Genomic DNA, 18,991 nt, shown 5'->3' with positions numbered 1-18,991 from the left:
AGGACTCCACTGATCGCATGGGCCGAACGGCCCCGGCCGCCGCGCCGTGCGGCGCCTACGCCTCCGCGTCGGGTCCGGCGTCCTCCTCGACAGCCACCGGGACGCACCACACAAGCGCGGTGCCGCCGCCCTCCGGGGTGCTCAACTCCAGCTTCCCGCCCAGCTGTTGCGCCCGCTCAGCGATGTTGCGCAGCCCGCTGCGGCGGCCGTCGGGCGGCATGCCCACGCCGTCGTCGGTGACCGACAGCCGCAGCTCGCGTCCGTCGGTGATCAGGGCGACCTCGGCGCGTCCTGCGTGCGCGTGCCGGGCGATGTTGGTCAGGGCCTCGGAGAGCACGGCCACCGTGTGGTCGGCGATCTCGCGCGGCACATCGGTGTCGATCAGGCCCTCCATCCGGACGCTGGGGGCGAAGCCCAGCACGGAGGCGGCCTCGCCCGCGATCCGGACGACCCGGGCCCGCAGTCCGGTGCCGGCGGTCCCCTCGCGCGCTCGCAGGCCGAAGATCGTCGACCTGATGATCTTGATGGTCTCGTCCAGGTCATCCACGGCCCGCAGCACCCGCTCGGAGGCCTCCGCGTGCTCGATGAACCGGCCCGCGCTCTGCAGGGTCATCCCGGTGGCGAACAGCCGCTGGATCGCGAGGTCGTGCAGGTCCCGGGCGATCCGGTCGCGGTCCTCGAGCACCGCGATCTGCTCCGCGTCCTGACGTCGCTCGGCCAGCTCCATGGCGATCGCGGCCTGCGCCGAGAAGACCTGGAGCGGTTCGGTCTCCTTGTCCGTGAACGGGATCTGCCCGGCCTCCCGGACGAGCAGGACCACACCGCGCACGCCGCCCTCTCCGGTGCCGACCGGGACCGCCACTCCCGGTCCAAGGCCCGCGAACCGGGGCGTCCCGGCCGGGAAGCGCTTGTCGAGGGCGAGGTCCGCGCTGGTCACCGCGGCCGCGCGGGAGAACGCCTCGCCGATCAGGCTGCCGTCCACGGGCAGCACCAGACCCCTGAGCGCCTCGGCCTCCTGCCCGAGGGCCAGTTCCACCGCGAGGGAGGCGGTGTCCACCATGGGCATCGCGACGACGGCCAGGGCGGCACCGGTGATCTCCCGGGCGCGCTCGGCGATCAGGCCGAGGACCTCGGCACGCCCGGCGCCGGACATCAGGCTGTGGGTGATCTCGGAGTTGGCCTGCAGCCAGCGCTCGCGCAGCCGGGACTCGGCGTACAGCCGGGCGTTGTCGATCGCGACGCCGGCGGCCACGGCCAGGGTCAGCGTGACGGAGACGTCCTCCTCGTCGAACTGACCGCCGCCCCGCTTCTCCGTGAGGTACAGGTTGCCGAAAACCTGGTCGCGCACCCGGATCGGGACGCCGAGAAAGGTGTTCATCGGCGGGTGGTGGGGCGGGAAGCCGTACGACGCGGGATGGTCGGCGATCTTCGCCAGGCGCAGTGGCTCCGGGTGGCGGATCAGTTCGCCGAGGATGCCGTGGCCCTCCGGGAACGGGCCGATCTCGCCGATCGCCTCCTCGGTGACCCCGACCGTGTGGAAGGCCGACAGCCGCTTGCCGTCGGGGCCGATCACGCCGAGCGCGGCATATTCCGCGTCGACCAGAAGCGCCGCGGCCTCCACGATGCTGCGCAGGGCCTGCTCCAGGTCCAGTTCCCGGCCGACCGAGAGCACCGCCTCCAGCAGACTGTGCACGCGGTCCCGTGTGCCGCGGGCCGCGTCGAGCCGGGCCTGCAACTCCTCCAGCAGCTCGTCCAGCCTCAGCTGGGGCAGCCGTACGCGGGCCTCCTCCTGGCTTCCCACGTGCGTCCCTCCAGGTCCCCTCAACGCGCGGACACCAACCGCTCCGGTCATGTGCCACCGTAATGGTCCACCCCCTGGGACGGTACCGGATCCCGGGAGGTTGCCCGTGTGACGGGGCATTGCTCCGGCCCGAGCCGGTACCGCGAGGACCATGCCCGGTCGCCATGGTGCCGTCGGCTCCTCACTGAGCGCACCGGCCATACCTGGATGATTCTGGAGATCCAGGGCGTACGGCGTCGGCGCCCACCGCGGCCGTCACGCCCCGGGCCGCCCGGCCCACCGGAGGGGTCGGACGGCACCTGCCCGCCTGTGCCCCTGCGCTCGACGCTGAAGGTGCACCGGATCCCGTACCCATCCGTACCGAGGAGAGCGGCGTGATGGTTCGTTACGTGTACGACTTCGCGGACGGCGGCCGTGACATGGCCGACCTGCTCGGCGGCAAGGGCGCGAACCTCGCCGAGATGACCCGGCTGGGGCTGCCGGTCCCGCCGGGGTTCACCGTGTCCACCGAGGCCTGCCGGGCCTTCCTGGCCGGCGGCTCCGAACCGGAGGGCATGACGGAGGAGGTGTCCCGGCATCTGACGGCCCTGGAAACCGTCGCGGGGCGGCTGCTGGGTCAGCCGGACGATCCGCTGCTGCTGTCCGTTCGCTCCGGGGCCCGGTTCTCCATGCCGGGCATGATGGAGACGGTCCTGGACATCGGGCTGGGCGACGGGTCCGTGCTCGGCCTGGCCAAGGTGTCGGGCAGCGAGCGCTTCGCCTGGGACTCCTACCGCCGGCTGGTCCAGATGTTCGGCAGCACGGTCATGGGCGTCGATCCGGCCCGGTTCGAGGCGGCCATGACGCAGCTCAAGGAGGCCCGCGAGGCCCCGGACGACGTCCATCTCGCCGCGGCCGACCTCCAAGGGCTGGTGGAGACGTACAAGCGCGTCATCCGCGAGGAGACGGGCCACGACTTCCCGCAGTCCCCCGCCGAGCAGCTGCGGCTCGCGATCCTCGCGGTGTTCCGCTCCTGGAACGGCGAGCGCGCCCGCCTCTACCGGCGCCGTGAGCACATTCCCGACGACCTGGGCACCGCGGTCACCGTGCAGCGCATGGTGTTCGGCAACCTGGGCGCGGACTCCGGCAGCGGTGTCGCGTTCACCCGCGACCCGGCCACCGGGCGTCCCGGTCTGTACGGCGACTACCTGGCCAACGCGCAGGGCGAGGACGTCGTCGCCGGCATCCGCAACGCCGTGCCGCTGGCGGAACTGGAGAAGCTGGACCCGAGTTCCTACCGGCGGCTGCGCGACCACGCGCAGACGCTGGAGCGGCACTACCGGGACCTGTGCGACATCGAGTTCACCATCGAGCGCGGCACGTTGTGGATGCTGCAGACGCGGGTCGGCAAGCGCACCGCCGAGGCCGCGTTCGCCATCGCCGCGGAACTGGTCGAGGAGGGGCTGATCACCCCGGACGAGTCGCTTAGGCGGGTCGGCGGGGAAGGGCTCGCGCGGCTGATGTTCCCGCGCTTCGACAGCTCCGCGACCGGTCAGGCGCTCGCCCATGGCATTCCGGCCTCGCCGGGTGCCGCGGTCGGTGCGGTGGTCTTCGACTCCGCCGAGGCCGTACGGCGTGCCGCGACCGGTGACGAGGTGATCCTCGTACGGCAGGAGACGACCCCCGACGACCTGCCCGGCATGGTCGCCGCCCAGGCCGTGCTGACCAGCCGCGGCGGCAAGACCAGCCATGCGGCCGTGGTCGCCCGCGGCATGGGCAAGGTGTGCGTGTGCGGAGCGGAGGAACTTGCCGTCGACACCGAGGCCCGGCGCTTCACCACCCGCGACGGCACCGTCGTCGGGGAGGGCACGGTCGTCTCCGTGGACGGCTCCGCGGGCGCCGTGTACCCCGGTGCGGTGCCGCTGGTCGCGTCCGCCGCGATGCGGTATCTGGAGACCGGCGAGCAGTCGGACGGCATCGTGACCGCGGTCGCCCGCGCTCTGGACCACGCCGACGGCGTACGGCGGCTCGAGGTGCGGGCCAACGCCGACACCCCGGAGGACGCGGTGCGCGCCCGGCGGTTCGGCGCGCAGGGCATCGGGCTGTGCCGAACCGAGCACATGTTCCTCGGGGAGCGGCGCAGGCTGGTCGAGGAGATGATTCTGGCCCGCACGGACGCCGATCGAGACCGGGCGCTGGCTGCGCTGCTGCCCCTGCAGCGGCGGGACTTCGCCGGGATCCTGGCGGCGATGGACGGTCTGCCGGTCACCATCCGGCTGCTGGATCCGCCGCTCCACGAGTTCCTGCCCGACCGCACCGAACTCGCGGTCCGCGTCGCCTCCGCCGAGGCCGCCGGCCGTCAACCGGAGCCGCACGATGTCGAGTTGCTCGGCGCGGTGAGCCGGATGCACGAGGAGAACCCGATGCTCGGCCTGCGCGGCGTGCGGCTGGGGCTCGTGGTGCCGGGTCTGGTCGCCATGCAGGTGCGGGCGATCGCCGAGGCGGTCGTGGAACGCGTCCGGGCCGGGGGCACTCCGGAGGCCGAGATCATGGTGCCGCTGGTCGGCGCCGTCGAGGAACTGCGCATCGAGCGCGAGGAGGTGGAGCGGGTGCTGGCCGAGGTGTCGAAGGAGACCGGGATGCCCGTCCACTGCCCGGTCGGCACCATGATCGAGCTACCGCGTGCCGCGCTCACCGCCGGCCGGATCGCCGGGGAAGCGGAGTTCTTCTCCTTCGGCACCAACGACCTGACGCAGACCACCTGGGGTTTCTCGCGGGACGACGTCGAGGCCGCGTTCTTCTCCGCCTACCTCGACAAGGGTGTCTTCGCCACCTCGCCGTTCGAGACGATCGACCGCGACGGCGTCGGCCGGCTGGTCCGCATCGCCGTCGACGAGGGCCGGGCCACCCGCCCGGACCTGAAGATCGGCGTCTGCGGAGAGCACGGCGGTGACCCCGACTCGGTCCACTTCTTCCACGACGCGGGGCTGGACTACGTGTCCTGCTCGCCGTTCCGCGTCCCGGTGGCCCGTCTGGAGGCCGGCCGGGCGGCACTGTCTGGGACGGGGACGAGTGACGCCCGGTGACCGCGACGCCGTACCCTTCCTACCCTTCGATTCCCTTGACGGACCGTCACAAGGAGTGCAGCGCATGACAGTTCACGAGGCGCCCGGCAGCACCGTGCGGGTGCGGGCCGACGGAGACGTGGGTGTGGAGGACCTCCAGTACGTCCGCGTCAAGGTCGAGGCGGCCCTCGCCCGGCCGGGGCTGCCGGCGGTCACCGGCGAGGTGCGGATCGCGCGGGCCGCGGCGCACCACGCGGGGCTGCCCTGGTCGGCCGGCGCCGAGATCCGCGTCGGGAAGACCGCTGTCCTCGTGCACGCGGAGGAGGCCACCGCGCACGAGCTCGCCGACCGGCTGGCGGACCAGCTGCGCGTGCAGGCCGAGCGGGTGGCGGACCGCGCGGGCACGGCGCGCAGGTCGGCCGGGCCGCCGCCGTGGCGCGGGGGCGACAGCGACGTACAGGCCGCCCCGCAGGTTCCATCGCGCGACATCTGAGGGACGTACGGCCCGGGAGCGAAGACCGTACGGCCTACAGCGAGGCCCATTCGGCTCTAGAGCCGCGGGGCCGCAGGAGGGACACTCGTATCAGGAGCGGCACCGATCCCCCGCGGTGTCGCTCCGCTCTTGCGCGGGCGGCCCCGGCCGGGCGCGGAGCGTGACGCACGCGGTGTCCAGCCCCGGAAAGATCCGTCCGGACGCCGCTCCTGGGCCGAACGGCCCTAGCGGCGGGGCTCCGCAGGGCGAATGATCACCGTGCGGCCGCAAGCGACCGCTTCCGGACCCCATGCAGAACCTCCGGACACGCAGAGAAGAGTGAGCGACGCACCCCCACGGAAACCGGCCATGACCCGCAAAGACGACCCAACACCCCGGAGCATCGACCTCGACCGCGTCGAGGCGCTGCGGCTGCTGGGCAGCGTGTCGCTGGGAAGGATCGTCTTCACGCGGCATGCCCTGCCCACCATCCGCCCGGTCAACCATGTCCTGGACGACGGCGACATCATCATCCGCACCCACGAGGGTGCCGCGCTGACGTCGCACGCCCGGCAGGCCGACGGTTCGGGTGTGGTCGTCGCCTACGAGGCCGACGTCATCGACCCGGACACGCATCTCGGCTGGAGCGTGGTGGTGACGGGGTACGCCCGCCTGGTGACCGACCCTGACGAACTGGCCCGTGTCCAGAAGCTGGTGCATCCCTGGGTGCACGAGCACAGCATGGAGTACGCGGTCCGTATCCGCCCCGACCTGGTCACCGGCGTCCGGCTCGACGCCGTCGCCGGCGGACCGGACGGGGACTGATGCGCAGGGCCCGCCGCTCCCGCGGGTGCGGCAGGTCAGGCGGTCGGGACCACGATCACCGGGCAGTGCGAGCGGTGCAGGAGCGTGTGCGCGACCGGGCCGAGCTGCGGGCGCAGGCTGCCCGCGCGGCGCCGGCCGCCGATGACGACCACCGCGGCCTCGCGGGTGGCGTCGGGCCAGCGCCTTGACGACCCCGCCCTCCACGGCCTCGGTGTACAGCGCCAGCCCGGGATGCCGTGCGCGCACCCGGTCGGCCGCCGCGCCCAGCACCGGTCCGGCCTCGTCGCAATCGGGTAAGGCGTACACCACCCGCAGCCCGGCGCCGCGCCGGACCGCTTCCTGCGCGGCCCAGTCCAGCGCCCGTACGGGGATCAGCGAGCCGTCCACTCCGACGGCCACCCGACGGTCGGTCATGGCCCTGCCTTCCCTTCTGTCCGCGGCCACCCACCCGCAGCGGGCGCTCGCGTAGACGATGCCGGCCGTCCGCCGCCGCCTGGGGCAGGAGCCGGGAGAACCCGTCCGAATGCCGCACGGCCCCTGCCGCAGGGGCCGTGCGGGCCGTGCCGGGGTGAGGGTGGTGGTCAGGGGGTGAGGTCCACGCCGTACATGGTGCGTCCGCCGACGAGTTCGCGGCCGGTGACCAGTTCGGGCGCGATGCGCACGAAGACCTCCCGGGGCGCGGGCGCCCAGGAACGGGGGCCGGTGCGCGCCAGCCGTTCGTGCTCCTCGGCGTCGGTGACCACGGTGGCCGCGCCGGTGACCACGACGCTCCAGCCGGACTGCGTGGCCACGTCGACCTGGTCGGCCTCGAAGGCGACCACCGAGCCGTCGATCGCCCGTACCAGCTCCGAGGCGGCGGAGGTGCGCAGCAGCACCGTGCCGTCGTCGTCCAGGGCGAAGTTGACCGGGAGTACGGCGGGCAGGGCCTGACGCGTGTGGACGATGCGGCCGACGGCCGCCTTGGCCAGCAGCCGCAGACACTCCTGCCGGTCGAGTTCGCGGAATCCGTCGTTGGGATACATCAGCCGTCTCGTCTCTCACCTGGTCCAGCGGAAGTACTTCCGTTCATCCTCCGGCGGACCGGGGCCGGGAACGAGGGGCCATCGGTCCCGACCGCGCCGTCGAAGGGCCCGAATCCGTCGTGCCCGGCGCCCTTCAGACCGTGATCCGCCGCCCGGTGACGGTGTCCGGATCGACGCGCACCCAGACATGCCGGTCGCCGCCGGGCCACGGCGTGCTGAACGCCCGTTTCGTGAGCCGGCTCTCCTCACCGGGATCGGTGACGGTCCGCGCCCGCCCGCGCACCAGGACGCTCCAGCCCCGGCTGAACGCATCGTCGATCCGGTCGACCTCGAAGGCGACCGGGCCGCTGTCCGCGAGCGAGGGTGTGGCGCCCTCGGCGGTCCGGAACACGATCGCGCCGTCCACGACGTCGTAGTTGACGGGCACGATCACCGGCCCCGAGTCCGTCGGGACCGCGAGCCGGCCCACCCCGTGCGCCGACAGCAGGGACCGGCACTCGGCGGGATCCAGTTCCGTGAACTCGGGTTCGCGCCCGGCCGGTCCCGGGCCCGGGGGCAGGTCGACCGCGCCGCCCGTCAGGTCGGTCACGGTGGTCTCCAGGACCTCGGCCAGCCTGATCAGGGGACCGCTGCCCGGTGCGGCACCGGGGTGGTCCTCCAGGTACCGGAGGTAGCTGGGCGCCATGCCGGCGCGTTCGGCCGTCTCCCGCAGTGACAGGCCGAGCCGGGCGCGCCCGGCGGCCAGACGGCGGCCGAGGTCGCCCAGCGGGGTTCCCTCCGCCGCGTTCGCCGTTGTCCGCTCGGCCATGACCCGTCACCTTCCTCTCGTCGGTTCGTGCTTCCTCTCGTCAGCCGGTGCGCACTGCCGCTTCCGTCACGTGCGCACGGCCAGTTCGTGCTGCTCGCCGCCGAGCACCACCTTGAGTGCGCTGGTCTCGGCGGCCCGTCCGAAGACGTCGTACGCCTCCTCCATCCGCTCCAGCGGGAAGGTGTGGGTGACCATCTGCTCCGTCGGCAGCCGGCCCGCGGCCGCCATGCGCAGCAGCGTGGGCGTGGAGTACGTGTCGACGAGACCGGTGGTGATGGTCACGTTCTTGATCCACAGATCTTCGAGGTGCAGGGTCGCGGGCTTGCCGTGCACGCCGACGTTGGCCACGTGTCCGCCGGGGCGCACCAGACGCGTGCACAGCTCGAAGGTGTCCGGCACGCCGACGGCCTCGATGACCACGTCCGCGCCGAGTCCGTCGGTGAGGTCGGCGACCAGCTGCCGGGGAGCCTCGTGGACGTCGGCCACCGCGTCGGCGCCGAAGCGGCGTGCCGCCTCCAGGCGGGCCGGGGCGAGGTCGACGGCGATGATCCGCTCGGGTGCGAAGAGGCGTGCCGTGGCGATGGCAGCGAGTCCGATGGGGCCCGCTCCGACGACGGCGACGGTGTCTCCGGGGCGCACCTTCCCGTTGAGCACGCCCACCTCGTAGGAGGTGGGGAAGATGTCCGCCAGCAGCACGGCGTCCTTGCTCGCGACGGTGCCGGGCAGTGGGTACACCGACAGGTCGGCGTACGGGACGCGGACGTACTCGGCCTGGGTGCCGTCGATCAGATGGCCGAGGATCCAGCCTCCGCCGCCCCGGCACTGGCCGTACATCCCCTCCCGGCAGTAACGGCACCGTCCGCAAGCGGTGATGCAGGAGACCAGGACCCGGTCGCCGGGGCGTACGGTGCCTACGTCGCTGCCGACCTCGACGATCTCGCCGACGCATTCGTGCCCCAGCACCGTGCCGGGGCGGACCTCGGGCACGTCGCCCTTGAGGATGTGCAGGTCGGTGCCGCAGATGGTCACGGTGTCGACCCGTACGATCGCGTCGGTGGGTTCCTTGACCGCGGGATCGGGGACGTCCTCCCAGGCGGACTGTCCGGGACCGTGGAAGACCAAGCCTTTCATGGCGCTCCTCGCCTTCATTGTGGTCGGCTCTGCCGGTTGTGGCCTGCAAGTCCAGCTTGTGCCGCGCCCTCGGGTTCCGCATGGGCCGGTCGGCCCCCGCGACCGGCCCTACGGGGCCTTTCCCGGGCCGCGTGCCCGGCCGCCGCGGCGGGTGACCACCGGCCTCACCGGACCGCGAACCCGGGCCCGAACGGCCCTGTCAAAATCCCCGCACATGGGGCTTTTCTCGTCACATGACCGATACGCAGACGAGGTCTCTGTCGCACCACACGGCACAGGGTGCCGACGGAGCGACCCTCGTGACCCTGCACGGTGAGATCGACCTCCTGGCCGTAGCGCCGCTCTCGGCCCGTCTCGACGCGTTGACCGCCGGCCCCCCTCCCGACCTGGTGCTCGATCTCCGCCCGGTCGCCTTCATCGACTGCGCCGGTCTCGGTGTGCTGTGCCGCACCCGGAACCGGGTGCGGCACAGCGACGGCCGGCTCCGGCTGATCACCGACAGCGCCCTCTTCCGCTGGATCCTGCGTGCCGCGGGCCTGGAGGACGTCTTCGAACTGCACCCGCGCCTGCCCCGGTCCCTCAACGGCGCGGGTGACTAGGGGGCCCGGTCCGGCACGACGGACCGGGGCTCTGCCGTGTCCCGGTTCGTGGCGTGGGTGTGCGGCGCGTCCGTCAGGACGGCGAACGGCAGACGGCCGACGCGGGGTTACGCGGCCGGTCCGACGTCCTGACACACCTCGACGACGAGGCGGTCCCCGTCGCGGTGGACCAGCACGGGTGACGGATCGGGACGTCGCACCCACCACGTTTTCCGGTCGGCGTTTTCTCCGGTTCGTCCCACCTCTGCCGAGTCGGCCGGAGCGCGCTGCAATGGAAGGGGTGTCCCGAGGAGGTGCGGGATGGAATTCGACGACCGTACGGACGCCGGGCGCCGTCTGGCCCGGCGCCTGGAGGAGGAGCTGCGCGGCCAGGACCTGGTGGTGCTGGGGCTGCCGCGCGGCGGTGTCCCGGTGGCGTACGAGGTGGCGCGGGCCCTCGGCGCTCCGCTGGACGTGCTGGTGGTGCGGAAACTGGGCGTGCCCTGGCAGCCGGAGCTGGGTTTCGGCGCGATCGGTGAGCACGGCGTCCGAGTGCTCAACGACGACGTGATCCGGGACACCGGGCTGCGACCGGCGGACCTGGCGGCCGTCGAGGAGGCCGAGCGCGCCGAACTGGACCGGCGGGTGGACCGCTATCGCGCGGGCCGCTCCCCGGTCGCTCTCGCGGGTCGTACGGCCGTGATCGTGGACGACGGTCTGGCCACCGGCGCCACTGCCGCGGCCGCGTGCCGTGTCGTACGGAACCGGGGTGCGGCCCGGATCGTGCTGGCCGTGCCGGTCGGGCCGGAGCGGACGTTGCCGCATCTGCGGCAGGTGGCCGACGAGGTCGTGTGTCTGGAGTCGCCGCACTACTTCGGCTCGGTCGGCGCCTGGTACCACGACTTCGCACAGACCCCCGACGAGGAGGTCACTGCGCTGCTCGGGCGGGCCACCGGCCCCTCCCCCGCCGCTGCCGACCCTCCCCCGCGGAACCGGGAGGTGGAGGTGTCGGCCGGACGGGTGACTCTGGCCGCGCGGTTCGTGCTGCCGGACCGGGCCCGGGCGGTGGTCGCGTTCGCGCACGGCAGCGGCAGCGGCCGGCACAGCCCGCGCAACCGGTACGTCGCCGCCGTCCTCAACCGGGCCGGTCTCGGCACGCTGCTGCTCGACCTGCTCACCGAGGACGAGGAACGGGACCGGCACAACGTGTTCGACATCGTCCTGCTGGCCCGTCGGCTGCAGAGCGCGGCGGGGTGGCTGCGGCGCGAAACCGACCTGCCCGTGGGCTACTTCGGCGCGAGCACGGGCGCGGGTGCCGCGCTGGAGGCCGCGGCCGACGACCCGGCGATCGGGGCCGTGGTCTCCCGGGGCGGCCGCCCGGATCTCGCCTCTCCGGCCGCGCTGGCCCGGGTGCGGGCCCCGACGCTGTTCATCGTGGGCAGCCGGGACACCCGGGTGCTCAGCCTCAACCGGCTGGCCGCCGACTGGATGCACTGCGAACACCGGCTGGCTGTCGTGCCCGGCGCCGGCCATCTCTTCGCCGAGCCCGGCGCCCTGCCGACCGCCGCCGCGCTGGCCCGCGACTGGTTCACCGCGCATCTCGTACGCCCGGACGCCGGAGCACCGCCGTTGCGCTCGGCGTGACCGGCTCTGCGCGCCGTGCCCGAACTCCTCATGGGGCAAGGCCGTTCGGCCCCTGCGCGGGCGTGGTGACGCGGTGCAGGGTGACACGGTAGAGCGTCTCCCCAAGTCACAGAGAGGCAGACTGTCATGGAACGAGTGATCCTCGCCTGCACCGACCCGGCGGCGGCCGACTGGGCCGAAGAGGAGGCGCGGCTGCGCGGTCTGCCGCTGACGGCGACCGACGGCCCACCGACGGACCTGGACGGGGCGAAGCTGGTCGTCACGGGCGGGCGCCGGGCGGGCGAGCGAGCGGACGAACGGTGGGGTACCGCGCCCATACCCAGCCCCCTCGTCCTCGTACCCCACGACCTGGCCCCCGTGCGCCGCCCCGGCCGGGTCCTGCTCGGTGTGGATGCCCGGGATCCCATCGGTGCCGTGATCGACTTCGCCTTCGACTGCGCCCGGGTGCGCGGGGCGCGGCTGCACGTCGTGCACGCCTGGGCGCTGCCGCCTCACGCCGCCGAACTGCCCTTCGGGATCCCGGAGGAGGACCGGGGCGCCTGGGAGGACGAGGAGGTGCAGCTGCTCGCCGACGCGCTGCGGCCTTGGCGGGAGAAGTACCGGGAGGTGGACGTGCTGGAGGACGTCCTGCTGTTCCCTCCCGCCGAAGCCCTGCTCCACCACTGCGCAAGCGCCGCACTGGTCGTGCTGGGCCGGCGGCCGGGCACGGCGTGGGGGCACGTCTCCCGGGTCCTGCTGCGGGAGTCCCCGTGCCCCGTCGCCGTCGTGCCGGCCTGACTGACGCTAGGTGCGCGGAGGCGGCCGAGCGGGCCCGGCGCAGGTCCTTGTGCGGGCCGTCGAGGAGGGACTGGTCGTTGGTGTAGCCGTGGATGGTGGTCATCACCCCGCGTTCGATGCCGAAGGCCTCGTCCAGCACCTTCACCATCGGGGCGACGCAGTTGGTGGTGCAGGATGCCGCCGAGACGATCCGGTCGCGGTCACGGTCGTAGGCCCGGTCGTTGACGCCCATGACGATGGTGGCGTCGACGTCCTTGCCCGGCGCGGACAGCAGCACCGTGCGGGCGCCGCCCTTCAGGTGCAGGGCGGCGGAGTCGCGGTCGCGGAAGCGAACCGTGGACTCGACGACGTCCGCGCCGTACTCGGACCAGCGCAGCGCGGCCGGGTCGCGTTCGGCGGTGACGGCGATGCGCCGGCCGTCGACGGTGCGGGAGGTGTCGTCGTGCTCGACGTCGCGCCCGATGTGCCCGAACGTCGAGTCGTACTCCAGCAGGTGGGCCAGGGTGGCCGGGGAGGTGATGTCGTTGATGGCGACCACCTCGACGTCCTGGACGCCCGCTTCGGCGCGGTCGAGGGCGGCGCGCAGATAGGTGCGGCCGATACGGCCGAAGCCGTTGATGCCGACACGTACGGACACGGCGGTGAACCGGTTCCGGGAGCAGCGGTGTTCAGGCGTTCCAGCTCCACTCCGCGACCTCGGGCAGGTCCGTGCCGTGGGCGCGGATCCAGTCGTGGTGGCGGAAGCGGGCGTCGGCCATCGTCTGGCGTACGGCGGCGGCGCGCACGGCGAGTCCGGGGACTCGGTCGATGACGTCCATGACGAGCCGGTAGCGGTCGAGGTCGTTGCGCACGACCATGTCGAACGGGGTCGTCGTGGTGCCCGACTCCTTGTAGCCGCGCACGTGCAGGTGCTTGTGTCCGGTGCGGCGGTAGGCGAGGCGGTGGATCAGCCAGGGGTAGCCGTGGTAGGCGAAGATGACCGGCTTGTCGGCGGTGAAGAGGCCGTCGTACTCGAAGTCGCTCATCCCGTGCGGGTGTTCCTCGCGCGGCAGCAGCCGGGTCATGTCGACGACGTTGACGACGCGCACGGCGAGCTGCGGCAGGTGCCGGCGCAGCAACTGGGCGGCGGCCAGCACCTCCTGGGTGGGCACGTCCCCGGCGCAGGCGAGCACGACGTCCGGTTCGCCGCCGTTCTCGGTGCCGGCCCACTCCCAGATCCCGGCGCCGCGCGCGCAGTGGGCGCGGGCCTGGTCCATGGAGAGCCAGTCGAAGCAGGGCTGCTTGCCGGCGACGATCACGTTGACGTAGTCGCGGCTGCGCAGGGCGTGGTCCGCGACGGACAGCAGGGTGTTGGCGTCCGGCGGCAGATAGACGCGCACGACCTCGGGGCTCTTGTTGAGGACGTGGTCGACGAAGCCGGGGTCCTGGTGGGAGAAGCCGTTGTGGTCCTGGCGCCAGACGTGCGAGGTGAGCAGGTAGTTGAGGGAGGCGATCGGGGCCCGCCAGGGCAGCTCGCGGGACGTCCTGAGCCACTTGATGTGCTGGTTGACCATCGAGTCGACGATGTGCACGAACGCCTCGTAGCAGGAGAACAGCCCGTGTCGGCCGGTCAGCAGATAGCCCTCGAGCCAGCCCTGGCAGAGGTGTTCGGACAGGATCTCCAGCACCCGGCCGTGTCGGTCGAGGTGTTCGTCGACGGGCAGGGTCTGGGCCTGCCAGGCCTTGCCGCTGGCGTTGAAGACGGCCTGCAGCCGGTTGGAGGCCGTCTCGTCGGGGCCGACCACGCGGAAGTCCCGGCGGGCCGCGGTGTCCTTCATGATCTGCTCGAGGAGGTAGCCGAGCACCCGGGTCGGTTCGTGGAGCGTCGTGCCGGGCTTGTCGACCGGTACGGCGTAGTCGTCGAGCGGTGCGATGGGCAGCTCGCGGGAGAGCAGACCGCCGTTGGCGTACGGGGTGGCGCCGAGCCGCTTCGCGCCGTAGGGGATGCAGTCGAGGACGTCCGCGACCGGCCGCCCGTCCGGGTGGAACAGCTCCTCGGGGCGGTAGGAGCGCAGCCACGCCTCCAACTGCCGCAGGTGCTGCGGGTTTTCGCGGACTCCGGCGAGCGGTACCTGGTGGGCGCGCCAGGTGCCCTCGACGGGTACGCCGTCGACCTCGGCCGGACCCGTCCAGCCCTTCGGGGTGCGCAGCACGATCATCGGCCAGTGCACGCGCTCGGTGACGCCCTCCTCGCGGGCGGTGCGCTGCATCAGGGCGATGCGGTCCAGTGCCGTGTCGAATGCCGCGGCGAGGGCGCGGTGCACCTGGGCCGGGTCGTCGCCGGTGACGTGGATCGGCTCGTGGCCGTATCCCCACAGCAGGGCATCGAGTTCGGTCTCCGGCAGACGGGAGAGCACCGTCGGGTTGGCGATCTTGTAGCCGTTGAGGTGGAGGATGGGCAGGACGGCTCCGTCGTGCACCGGGTCGAGGAACTTGTTGGAGTGCCAGGAGGCCGCCAGCGGCCCGGTCTCGGCCTCGCCGTCGCCGATGACACAGACGACCAGCAGGTCCGGGTTGTCGAAGGCGGCGCCGTACGCGTGGGCCAGTGAGTAGCCGAGTTCGCCGCCCTCGTGGATCGAGCCGGGGGTCTCCGGAGCCACATGGCTGGGCACGCCGCCGGGGAAGGAGAACTGCCGGAACAGTCGCGCCATGCCCGGCTCGTCCCGCGACACGTCCGGGTACGTCTCGCTGTAGCTGCCCTCCAGCCAGGAGTTGGCGACCACGGAAGGCCCGCCGTGGCCCGGGCCCCAGACGCACAGGGCGTCCAGGTCGCGCGCCTTGATCACCCGGTTGAGGTGGGTGTACACGAGGTTGAGGCCGGGCGAGGTGCCCCAGTGTCCGAGCAGTCTCGGCTTGATGTGCTCGGGGCGCAGAGGCTCGGTGAGCAGCGGGTTGGCCAGCAGGTAGATCTGGCCCGCCGCGAGGTAGTTGGCGGCGCGCCAGTGGGCGTCCAGGGTGCGCAGTTCCTCGTCGGAAAGTACCGTGGCGTCCTGGTGTTCGACGGTGGACATGGTGACTCCGGATGGGGTTGTCATTCGGTCATCAGGTCATCGGGCGGTGGAGGCGGCATGGCCGACAAAAAGGCGGCGACCTTGCCGCGCGGGATGTACGAGAAGGAACTGCTGCGCCTGCAGACGGAGTTGGTGAAGCTTCAGGAGTGGGTGCGGGCGGAGGGCGCCCGGCTGGTCGTCGTCTTCGAGGGGCGGGACGCGGCCGGCAAGGGTGGCACGATCAAGCGAGTCGCCGAGCATCTCAATCCGCGCGTGGCACGGATCGCGGCGCTCCCGAAACCGACCGAGCGCGAGCGCACGCAGTGGTATTTCCAACGCTACGTCGAGCACCTTCCCGCCGCAGGGGAGATCGTGCTGTTCGACCGGTCCTGGTACAACCGGGCCGGGGTCGAGCAGGTGATGGGGTTCTGCACGAAGGAGGAGCACCAGCTCTTCCTGCGTCAGTGCCCCATTTTCGAGCGGATGCTGGTGGAGGACGGGATCCTGCTGCGCAAGTACTGGTTCTCGGTGAGCGACAGCGAACAGCAGGAGCGGTTCAAGCGCCGGCTGAAGGATCCGCTGCGGCGATGGAAGCTGTCCCCGATGGACCTGGAGTCGATCACCCGTTGGGAGGCCTACTCCCGGGCGAAGGACGAGATGCTGGTCCACACGGACATCTCCGAGGCGCCCTGGTTCGTCGTCGAGAGCGACGACAAGCGCCGGGCGCGGCTGAACATGATCGCCCATCTGCTGGACTCGGTGCCGTACCACGAGGTGCCGCCGCCGGTCCTTGACCTGCCGCGCCGCCCGCCGTCGACCGGCTACCAGCGCCCGCCCCGGGATCTGCAGACGTACGTCCCCGATCACGTGGCGGGCCTCTGAGACGGTCACGCCCCCTCCGGGACGACGGCGACCGGGCAGGCAGCGTGGTGCAGCACGCCGTGCGCGACGCGGCCGAGCTGGAGTCCGAAGTGCCCGCTGCGCCGCTGTGCCCCGACGACCAGCAGGTCGGCGCCGGCCGAGGCGTCGAGCAGGGCCCGGCGGGCGGGCCCCTCGACGCTGCGCCGGCGCACCTCCACATCGTCGGGCGCATCCCGCAGGACTTCCTCGAGTTCCTCGGCGGCCTGTTCCTCGTGCAGCCGGGCGGGTTCGCCGGCCATGAGCGGATGGTCGGTGCTCTCGTGCGCGGGGGCCCGCCATGCCCGTACGGCATCCAGGGGTACGTGGCGCAGCCGCGCCTCGTCGAGCGCGAACCGTACGGCCGCGGAGTGCACGGGCTTCTCGCCGACGCCCACGGCGATGCGGCCGCGGCGCCCGGCGCGGGCCTGGTTGTCGTGGCTGCCGCGGAGCACGATCACCGGGCAGTGGGCGTGGCCGGCCACCGTCACGCTGACCGAGCCGAGGAGCGCCTCGGCCATGGAGCTGCGGCCGCGCGAGCCCAGGACCACCGCGGCTGCGCTGCGGCTCTCGTGCACCAGCGAGTACTCGGGTTCCTCGGGCAGAACGGCGGTGGAGATCTTCACGTCCGGGGCGCGGAGCCGGGCGCGCTGCGCGGCGGTCTCGATGACATCCTCGGCCGTCACCTCGCCGTTTTGCCGGGTGAGGTCCTGGGCGAGCGAGGTCCCTTCGTAGCGCTCCCACAACCTGGCGTACACCAGCCGCAGCGGCACCCCGCGCAGGGCGGCCTCGTCGGCCGCCCAGTCGACGGCCCACAGGCTGGGCTCGGAGCCGTCGACTCCGACGACGATCGGCAGGTCGCTCACCGTCACCACCCCGCCGCGAGGTCGAAGACGATCCGGGCCTTGACCTGACCGCGCAGCACTTCGTCGATGGACTCGTTGACGGAGGCCAGCGGGCGGGTCTCGTGGATGACCTTCGTACGGCCCGCGGCGTGCAGCCGGAAGACCTCGTCGAGGTCCTGCCGGGTGCCGACGATGGAGCCGATGACGGAGGTGCCGCCGAGAACGGTGTCGAAGATCGGCACCCGGATCGTGCCGTGCGCGGGCAGCGCCACCATGACGAGCTTGCCGCCGCGCCGCAGGCCGGAGTTGACGGCCGCGAACGCCTCCTCGTTCACCGCGAGAGCGATCGCCGCGTGGGCGCCGCCGTACTGCTTCAGCACCTCGCCGACGTCGTGCTTGCGGGCGTCGATGACGAGGTCGGCACCCAGTTCGGCGGCGAGTTCGAGCTTCTCGTCGGTGACGTCGATCGCGGCGACCTGCGCCCCGGCGATCTTCGCGTACTGCACGGCCAGGTGGCCGAGTCCGCCGATGCCGGAGATGGCGACGAGCTGGGTCGGCCGCACTCCGGCGACCTTGAGGGCCTTGTACGTGGTGACGCCGGCGCAGGTCAGCGGGGCGGCGTCGACGGCGCTGACGCCCGGAGGCACCGGCTGGGCGAAGTCGGCCCAGGCGAGCATCTTCTCGGCGTAGCCGCCGTCGCAGCCGTACCCGGTGTTGATCTGCTGCTCACACAGCGTCTCCCAGCCGGAGACGCAGTGCTCGCAGCGTCCGCAGGCCCAGCCCAGCCAGGGCACGGCGACCCGGTCGCCGACGCTCAGTTGGGTGACGCCCTCTCCGAGCTTCTCGACCAGGCCGACGCCCTCGTGGCCGGGGACGAACGGCGGAGTGGGCTTGACCGGCCAGTCGCCGTGGGCGGCGTGGATGTCGGTGTGGCACAGCCCGGAGGCCTCGACGCGGACGCGGACCTGGCCGGAGCCGGGTTCGGGGTCGGGGCGTTCCTCGATGACCAGGGGTTCGCCGAAGGCTCGGACGACCGCTGCCTTCATGGGGGTCAGCTCCTCGGGACGGGTCAGCCGTGGGCGACGACGGCGACGGGGGTGGTCGAGTGGTGCAGGAGGGCGTGGGTGACGTGGCCGATGTGGGAGCCCAGCGGGCTGCGGCGGATGCGCCGGCCCACGACGACCAGGGACGCCTCGCGGGAGACCTCGACGAGTTCGACGGCCGGGCTGCCGAAGCGGGACTCGGCGACGACCTCGACGTCGGGGAACTTCTGCCGCCAGGGGCGCAGCACGTCGGTCAGGGCGGCGGCGTCGGTCTGTGCCAGCGACCGGTTGATCTCGGGGTCGAGGGCCATGCCGTAGGCGTAGGCGTAGTACGGCGGCGGGCTCCAGGCGTGCAGGACGCGCAGGGGGGCGGAGCGGCGGGCGGCGGCGTCGAACGCGAACTCGACCAGCGCCGCGTCGGGGCCTTCGACGTCCAGAGCGAGCAGGACGGGGCGGAACGCGGTGGCGGCGGAGGCGATGCCCATGGGGTCCGGCTCGTGCTCGTCCGCGGCCTGTTCACCGGCCCGGACGAGGACGACGGGCCGCTCGGCGTGCGCCACGACGGAGAGGGACACCGAGCCGACCATGAAGCCGCCGATGCCGCCGAGGCCGCGCGAGCCGAGCACCAGCATCTCGGCGTCCCGCGCCTGCGCGGCGAGGACCTCGCCGGGAGTTCCGGTGATCTGCTCGGTGGTGACCTCGACGCCGGGGTGGCGCAGTCTGAGGCCGTCGGCGGTTTCGCGCGGGACCCGCTCGGTCCAGTGCTGATGCGTCTCCGCGCCGAGGAGCGGGGCCTGGGCGATGGGCTCGGGAACCGGTTCCCAGACCTGGACGAGCTTCACGGGCAGGTCGCGAAGCCGTGCCTCGCGAGCCGCCCATTCCGCGGCGGCGCGGCTCTCGGGCGAACCGTCGATGCCGACCGTGATGGTGCGGGACATGATCTCCACCTCTCGGATTTCGGGGACCCGGTTCCAGCGTCGTGTGCCGGGGGTTTCGGGTGCAGGGGCCGCTGGTCCCGCGGCGGGGCCGACCGGCCCACTGGACACGCCGGTGCGACGGGCCGTACGGGGGCCCG

Annotated in this window: 17 protein-coding genes and 2 pseudogenes; 8 read left to right on the top strand and 11 right to left on the bottom strand. The window is 72.6% G+C overall.

All coding sequences use genetic code 11. The annotated features are described in order from the left end of the window. Window positions 1–55: 55 nt before the first annotated feature. Window positions 56–1,801, bottom strand: a complete 1,746-nt coding sequence (locus ACFYXB_RS17710; RefSeq protein ID WP_389583019.1) for a GAF domain-containing protein — start codon at window positions 1,799–1,801, stop codon at window positions 56–58. A gap of 377 nt (window positions 1,802–2,178) precedes the next feature. Here ACFYXB_RS17710 and ppdK point away from each other — a divergent pair, with 377 nt between their 5' ends. From ppdK to ACFYXB_RS17695, 3 genes are all read left to right on the top strand, one after another. Continuing rightward, on the top strand, window positions 2,179–4,866 hold the full coding sequence (gene ppdK, locus ACFYXB_RS17705; RefSeq protein ID WP_389583017.1) for a pyruvate, phosphate dikinase: 2,688 nt from the start codon (window positions 2,179–2,181) through the stop codon (window positions 4,864–4,866). Window positions 4,867–4,930: 64 nt separating this feature from the next. After that, window positions 4,931–5,338 (top strand): hypothetical protein, encoded by a 408-nt coding sequence (locus ACFYXB_RS17700; RefSeq protein ID WP_389583014.1) that lies wholly within the window; start codon window positions 4,931–4,933, stop codon window positions 5,336–5,338. 348 nt (window positions 5,339–5,686) lie between these two features. After that, on the top strand, window positions 5,687–6,142 hold the full coding sequence (locus ACFYXB_RS17695; RefSeq protein ID WP_389583011.1) for a pyridoxamine 5'-phosphate oxidase family protein: 456 nt from the start codon (window positions 5,687–5,689) through the stop codon (window positions 6,140–6,142). A gap of 35 nt (window positions 6,143–6,177) precedes the next feature. Here ACFYXB_RS17695 and ACFYXB_RS17690 read toward each other — a convergent pair whose 3' ends face one another. From ACFYXB_RS17690 to ACFYXB_RS17670, 5 genes and pseudogenes are all read right to left on the bottom strand, one after another. Next, complete coding sequence (locus tag ACFYXB_RS17690) at window positions 6,178–6,294, bottom strand: universal stress protein (protein WP_389583009.1); 117 nt, start codon at window positions 6,292–6,294, stop codon at window positions 6,178–6,180. A gap of 118 nt (window positions 6,295–6,412) precedes the next feature. Beyond that, a pseudogene (locus ACFYXB_RS17685) lies at window positions 6,413–6,556 on the bottom strand (universal stress protein); the annotation flags it as partial. Between the two features lie 167 nt (window positions 6,557–6,723). Beyond that, entirely contained in the window at window positions 6,724–7,164 is a 441-nt protein-coding gene (locus ACFYXB_RS17680; protein ID WP_388501584.1) for a pyridoxamine 5'-phosphate oxidase family protein, read from the bottom strand. A gap of 133 nt (window positions 7,165–7,297) precedes the next feature. After that, window positions 7,298–7,972 carry a helix-turn-helix domain-containing protein gene (locus ACFYXB_RS17675; protein WP_389583006.1) on the bottom strand — a complete coding sequence of 225 codons (675 nt, stop codon included), beginning with the start codon at window positions 7,970–7,972 and terminating at the stop codon, window positions 7,298–7,300. 66 nt (window positions 7,973–8,038) lie between these two features. Beyond that, complete coding sequence (locus ACFYXB_RS17670) at window positions 8,039–9,103, bottom strand: zinc-dependent alcohol dehydrogenase family protein (RefSeq protein ID WP_389583003.1); 1,065 nt, start codon at window positions 9,101–9,103, stop codon at window positions 8,039–8,041. Between the two features lie 233 nt (window positions 9,104–9,336). On the opposite strand from ACFYXB_RS17670, the gene ACFYXB_RS17665 reads away from it, so the two are divergent. From ACFYXB_RS17665 to ACFYXB_RS17650, 4 genes are all read left to right on the top strand, one after another. Further along, window positions 9,337–9,702, top strand: coding sequence for an STAS domain-containing protein (locus ACFYXB_RS17665; RefSeq protein ID WP_389583001.1), 366 nt, complete (start codon window positions 9,337–9,339; stop codon window positions 9,700–9,702). A 53-nt stretch (window positions 9,703–9,755) separates the two neighbouring features. After that, complete coding sequence (locus ACFYXB_RS17660; RefSeq protein ID WP_351360884.1) at window positions 9,756–9,884, top strand: hypothetical protein; 129 nt, start codon at window positions 9,756–9,758, stop codon at window positions 9,882–9,884. A gap of 118 nt (window positions 9,885–10,002) precedes the next feature. Beyond that, the gene (locus ACFYXB_RS17655) at window positions 10,003–11,325 is read left to right on the top strand and encodes a phosphoribosyltransferase family protein (protein WP_389582997.1); all 1,323 of its coding nucleotides are present in this window, start codon (window positions 10,003–10,005) and stop codon (window positions 11,323–11,325) included. A 126-nt stretch (window positions 11,326–11,451) separates the two neighbouring features. Continuing rightward, window positions 11,452–12,102, top strand: coding sequence for a universal stress protein (locus tag ACFYXB_RS17650; protein WP_389582995.1), 651 nt, complete (start codon window positions 11,452–11,454; stop codon window positions 12,100–12,102). Here the strand turns inward: ACFYXB_RS17650 and ACFYXB_RS17645 are convergent. Continuing rightward, window positions 12,065–12,739: pseudogene (locus tag ACFYXB_RS17645) on the bottom strand (type I glyceraldehyde-3-phosphate dehydrogenase); the annotation flags it as partial. The gene ACFYXB_RS17650 and the pseudogene ACFYXB_RS17645 sit on opposite strands and share 38 nt — an antisense overlap. A gap of 31 nt (window positions 12,740–12,770) precedes the next feature. Further along, on the bottom strand, window positions 12,771–15,152 hold the full coding sequence (locus ACFYXB_RS17640; RefSeq protein ID WP_389582992.1) for a phosphoketolase: 2,382 nt from the start codon (window positions 15,150–15,152) through the stop codon (window positions 12,771–12,773). A gap of 57 nt (window positions 15,153–15,209) precedes the next feature. On the opposite strand from ACFYXB_RS17640, the gene ppk2 reads away from it, so the two are divergent. Next, window positions 15,210–16,013, top strand: coding sequence for a polyphosphate kinase 2 (gene ppk2, locus ACFYXB_RS17635; RefSeq protein WP_351354897.1), 804 nt, complete (start codon window positions 15,210–15,212; stop codon window positions 16,011–16,013). A gap of 5 nt (window positions 16,014–16,018) precedes the next feature. Here the strand turns inward: ppk2 and ACFYXB_RS17630 are convergent, their stop codons facing one another. From ACFYXB_RS17630 to ACFYXB_RS17620, 3 genes are read right to left on the bottom strand one after another with little or no spacing between them, the layout of a single operon-like run. Beyond that, on the bottom strand, window positions 16,019–16,900 hold the full coding sequence (locus ACFYXB_RS17630) for a universal stress protein (RefSeq protein WP_389582988.1): 882 nt from the start codon (window positions 16,898–16,900) through the stop codon (window positions 16,019–16,021). Next, window positions 16,897–17,919: a zinc-dependent alcohol dehydrogenase gene (locus ACFYXB_RS17625; protein WP_389582986.1), complete on the bottom strand. Its 1,023-nt coding sequence runs from the start codon at window positions 17,917–17,919 to the stop codon at window positions 16,897–16,899. The genes ACFYXB_RS17630 and ACFYXB_RS17625 overlap by 4 nt, the downstream gene beginning before the upstream one ends. A 23-nt stretch (window positions 17,920–17,942) precedes the next feature. After that, the gene (locus ACFYXB_RS17620) at window positions 17,943–18,854 is read right to left on the bottom strand and encodes a universal stress protein (RefSeq protein ID WP_389582984.1); all 912 of its coding nucleotides are present in this window, start codon (window positions 18,852–18,854) and stop codon (window positions 17,943–17,945) included. Window positions 18,855–18,991 lie beyond the last annotated feature (137 nt).

Origin of the sequence: Streptomyces sp. NPDC002619 (assembly GCF_042889305.1) — a bacterium.
In the GTDB taxonomy this organism is placed as follows: Bacteria; Actinomycetota; Actinomycetes; order Streptomycetales; family Streptomycetaceae; genus Streptomyces.
This window is presented reverse-complemented; position numbering and strand designations above follow the sequence as displayed.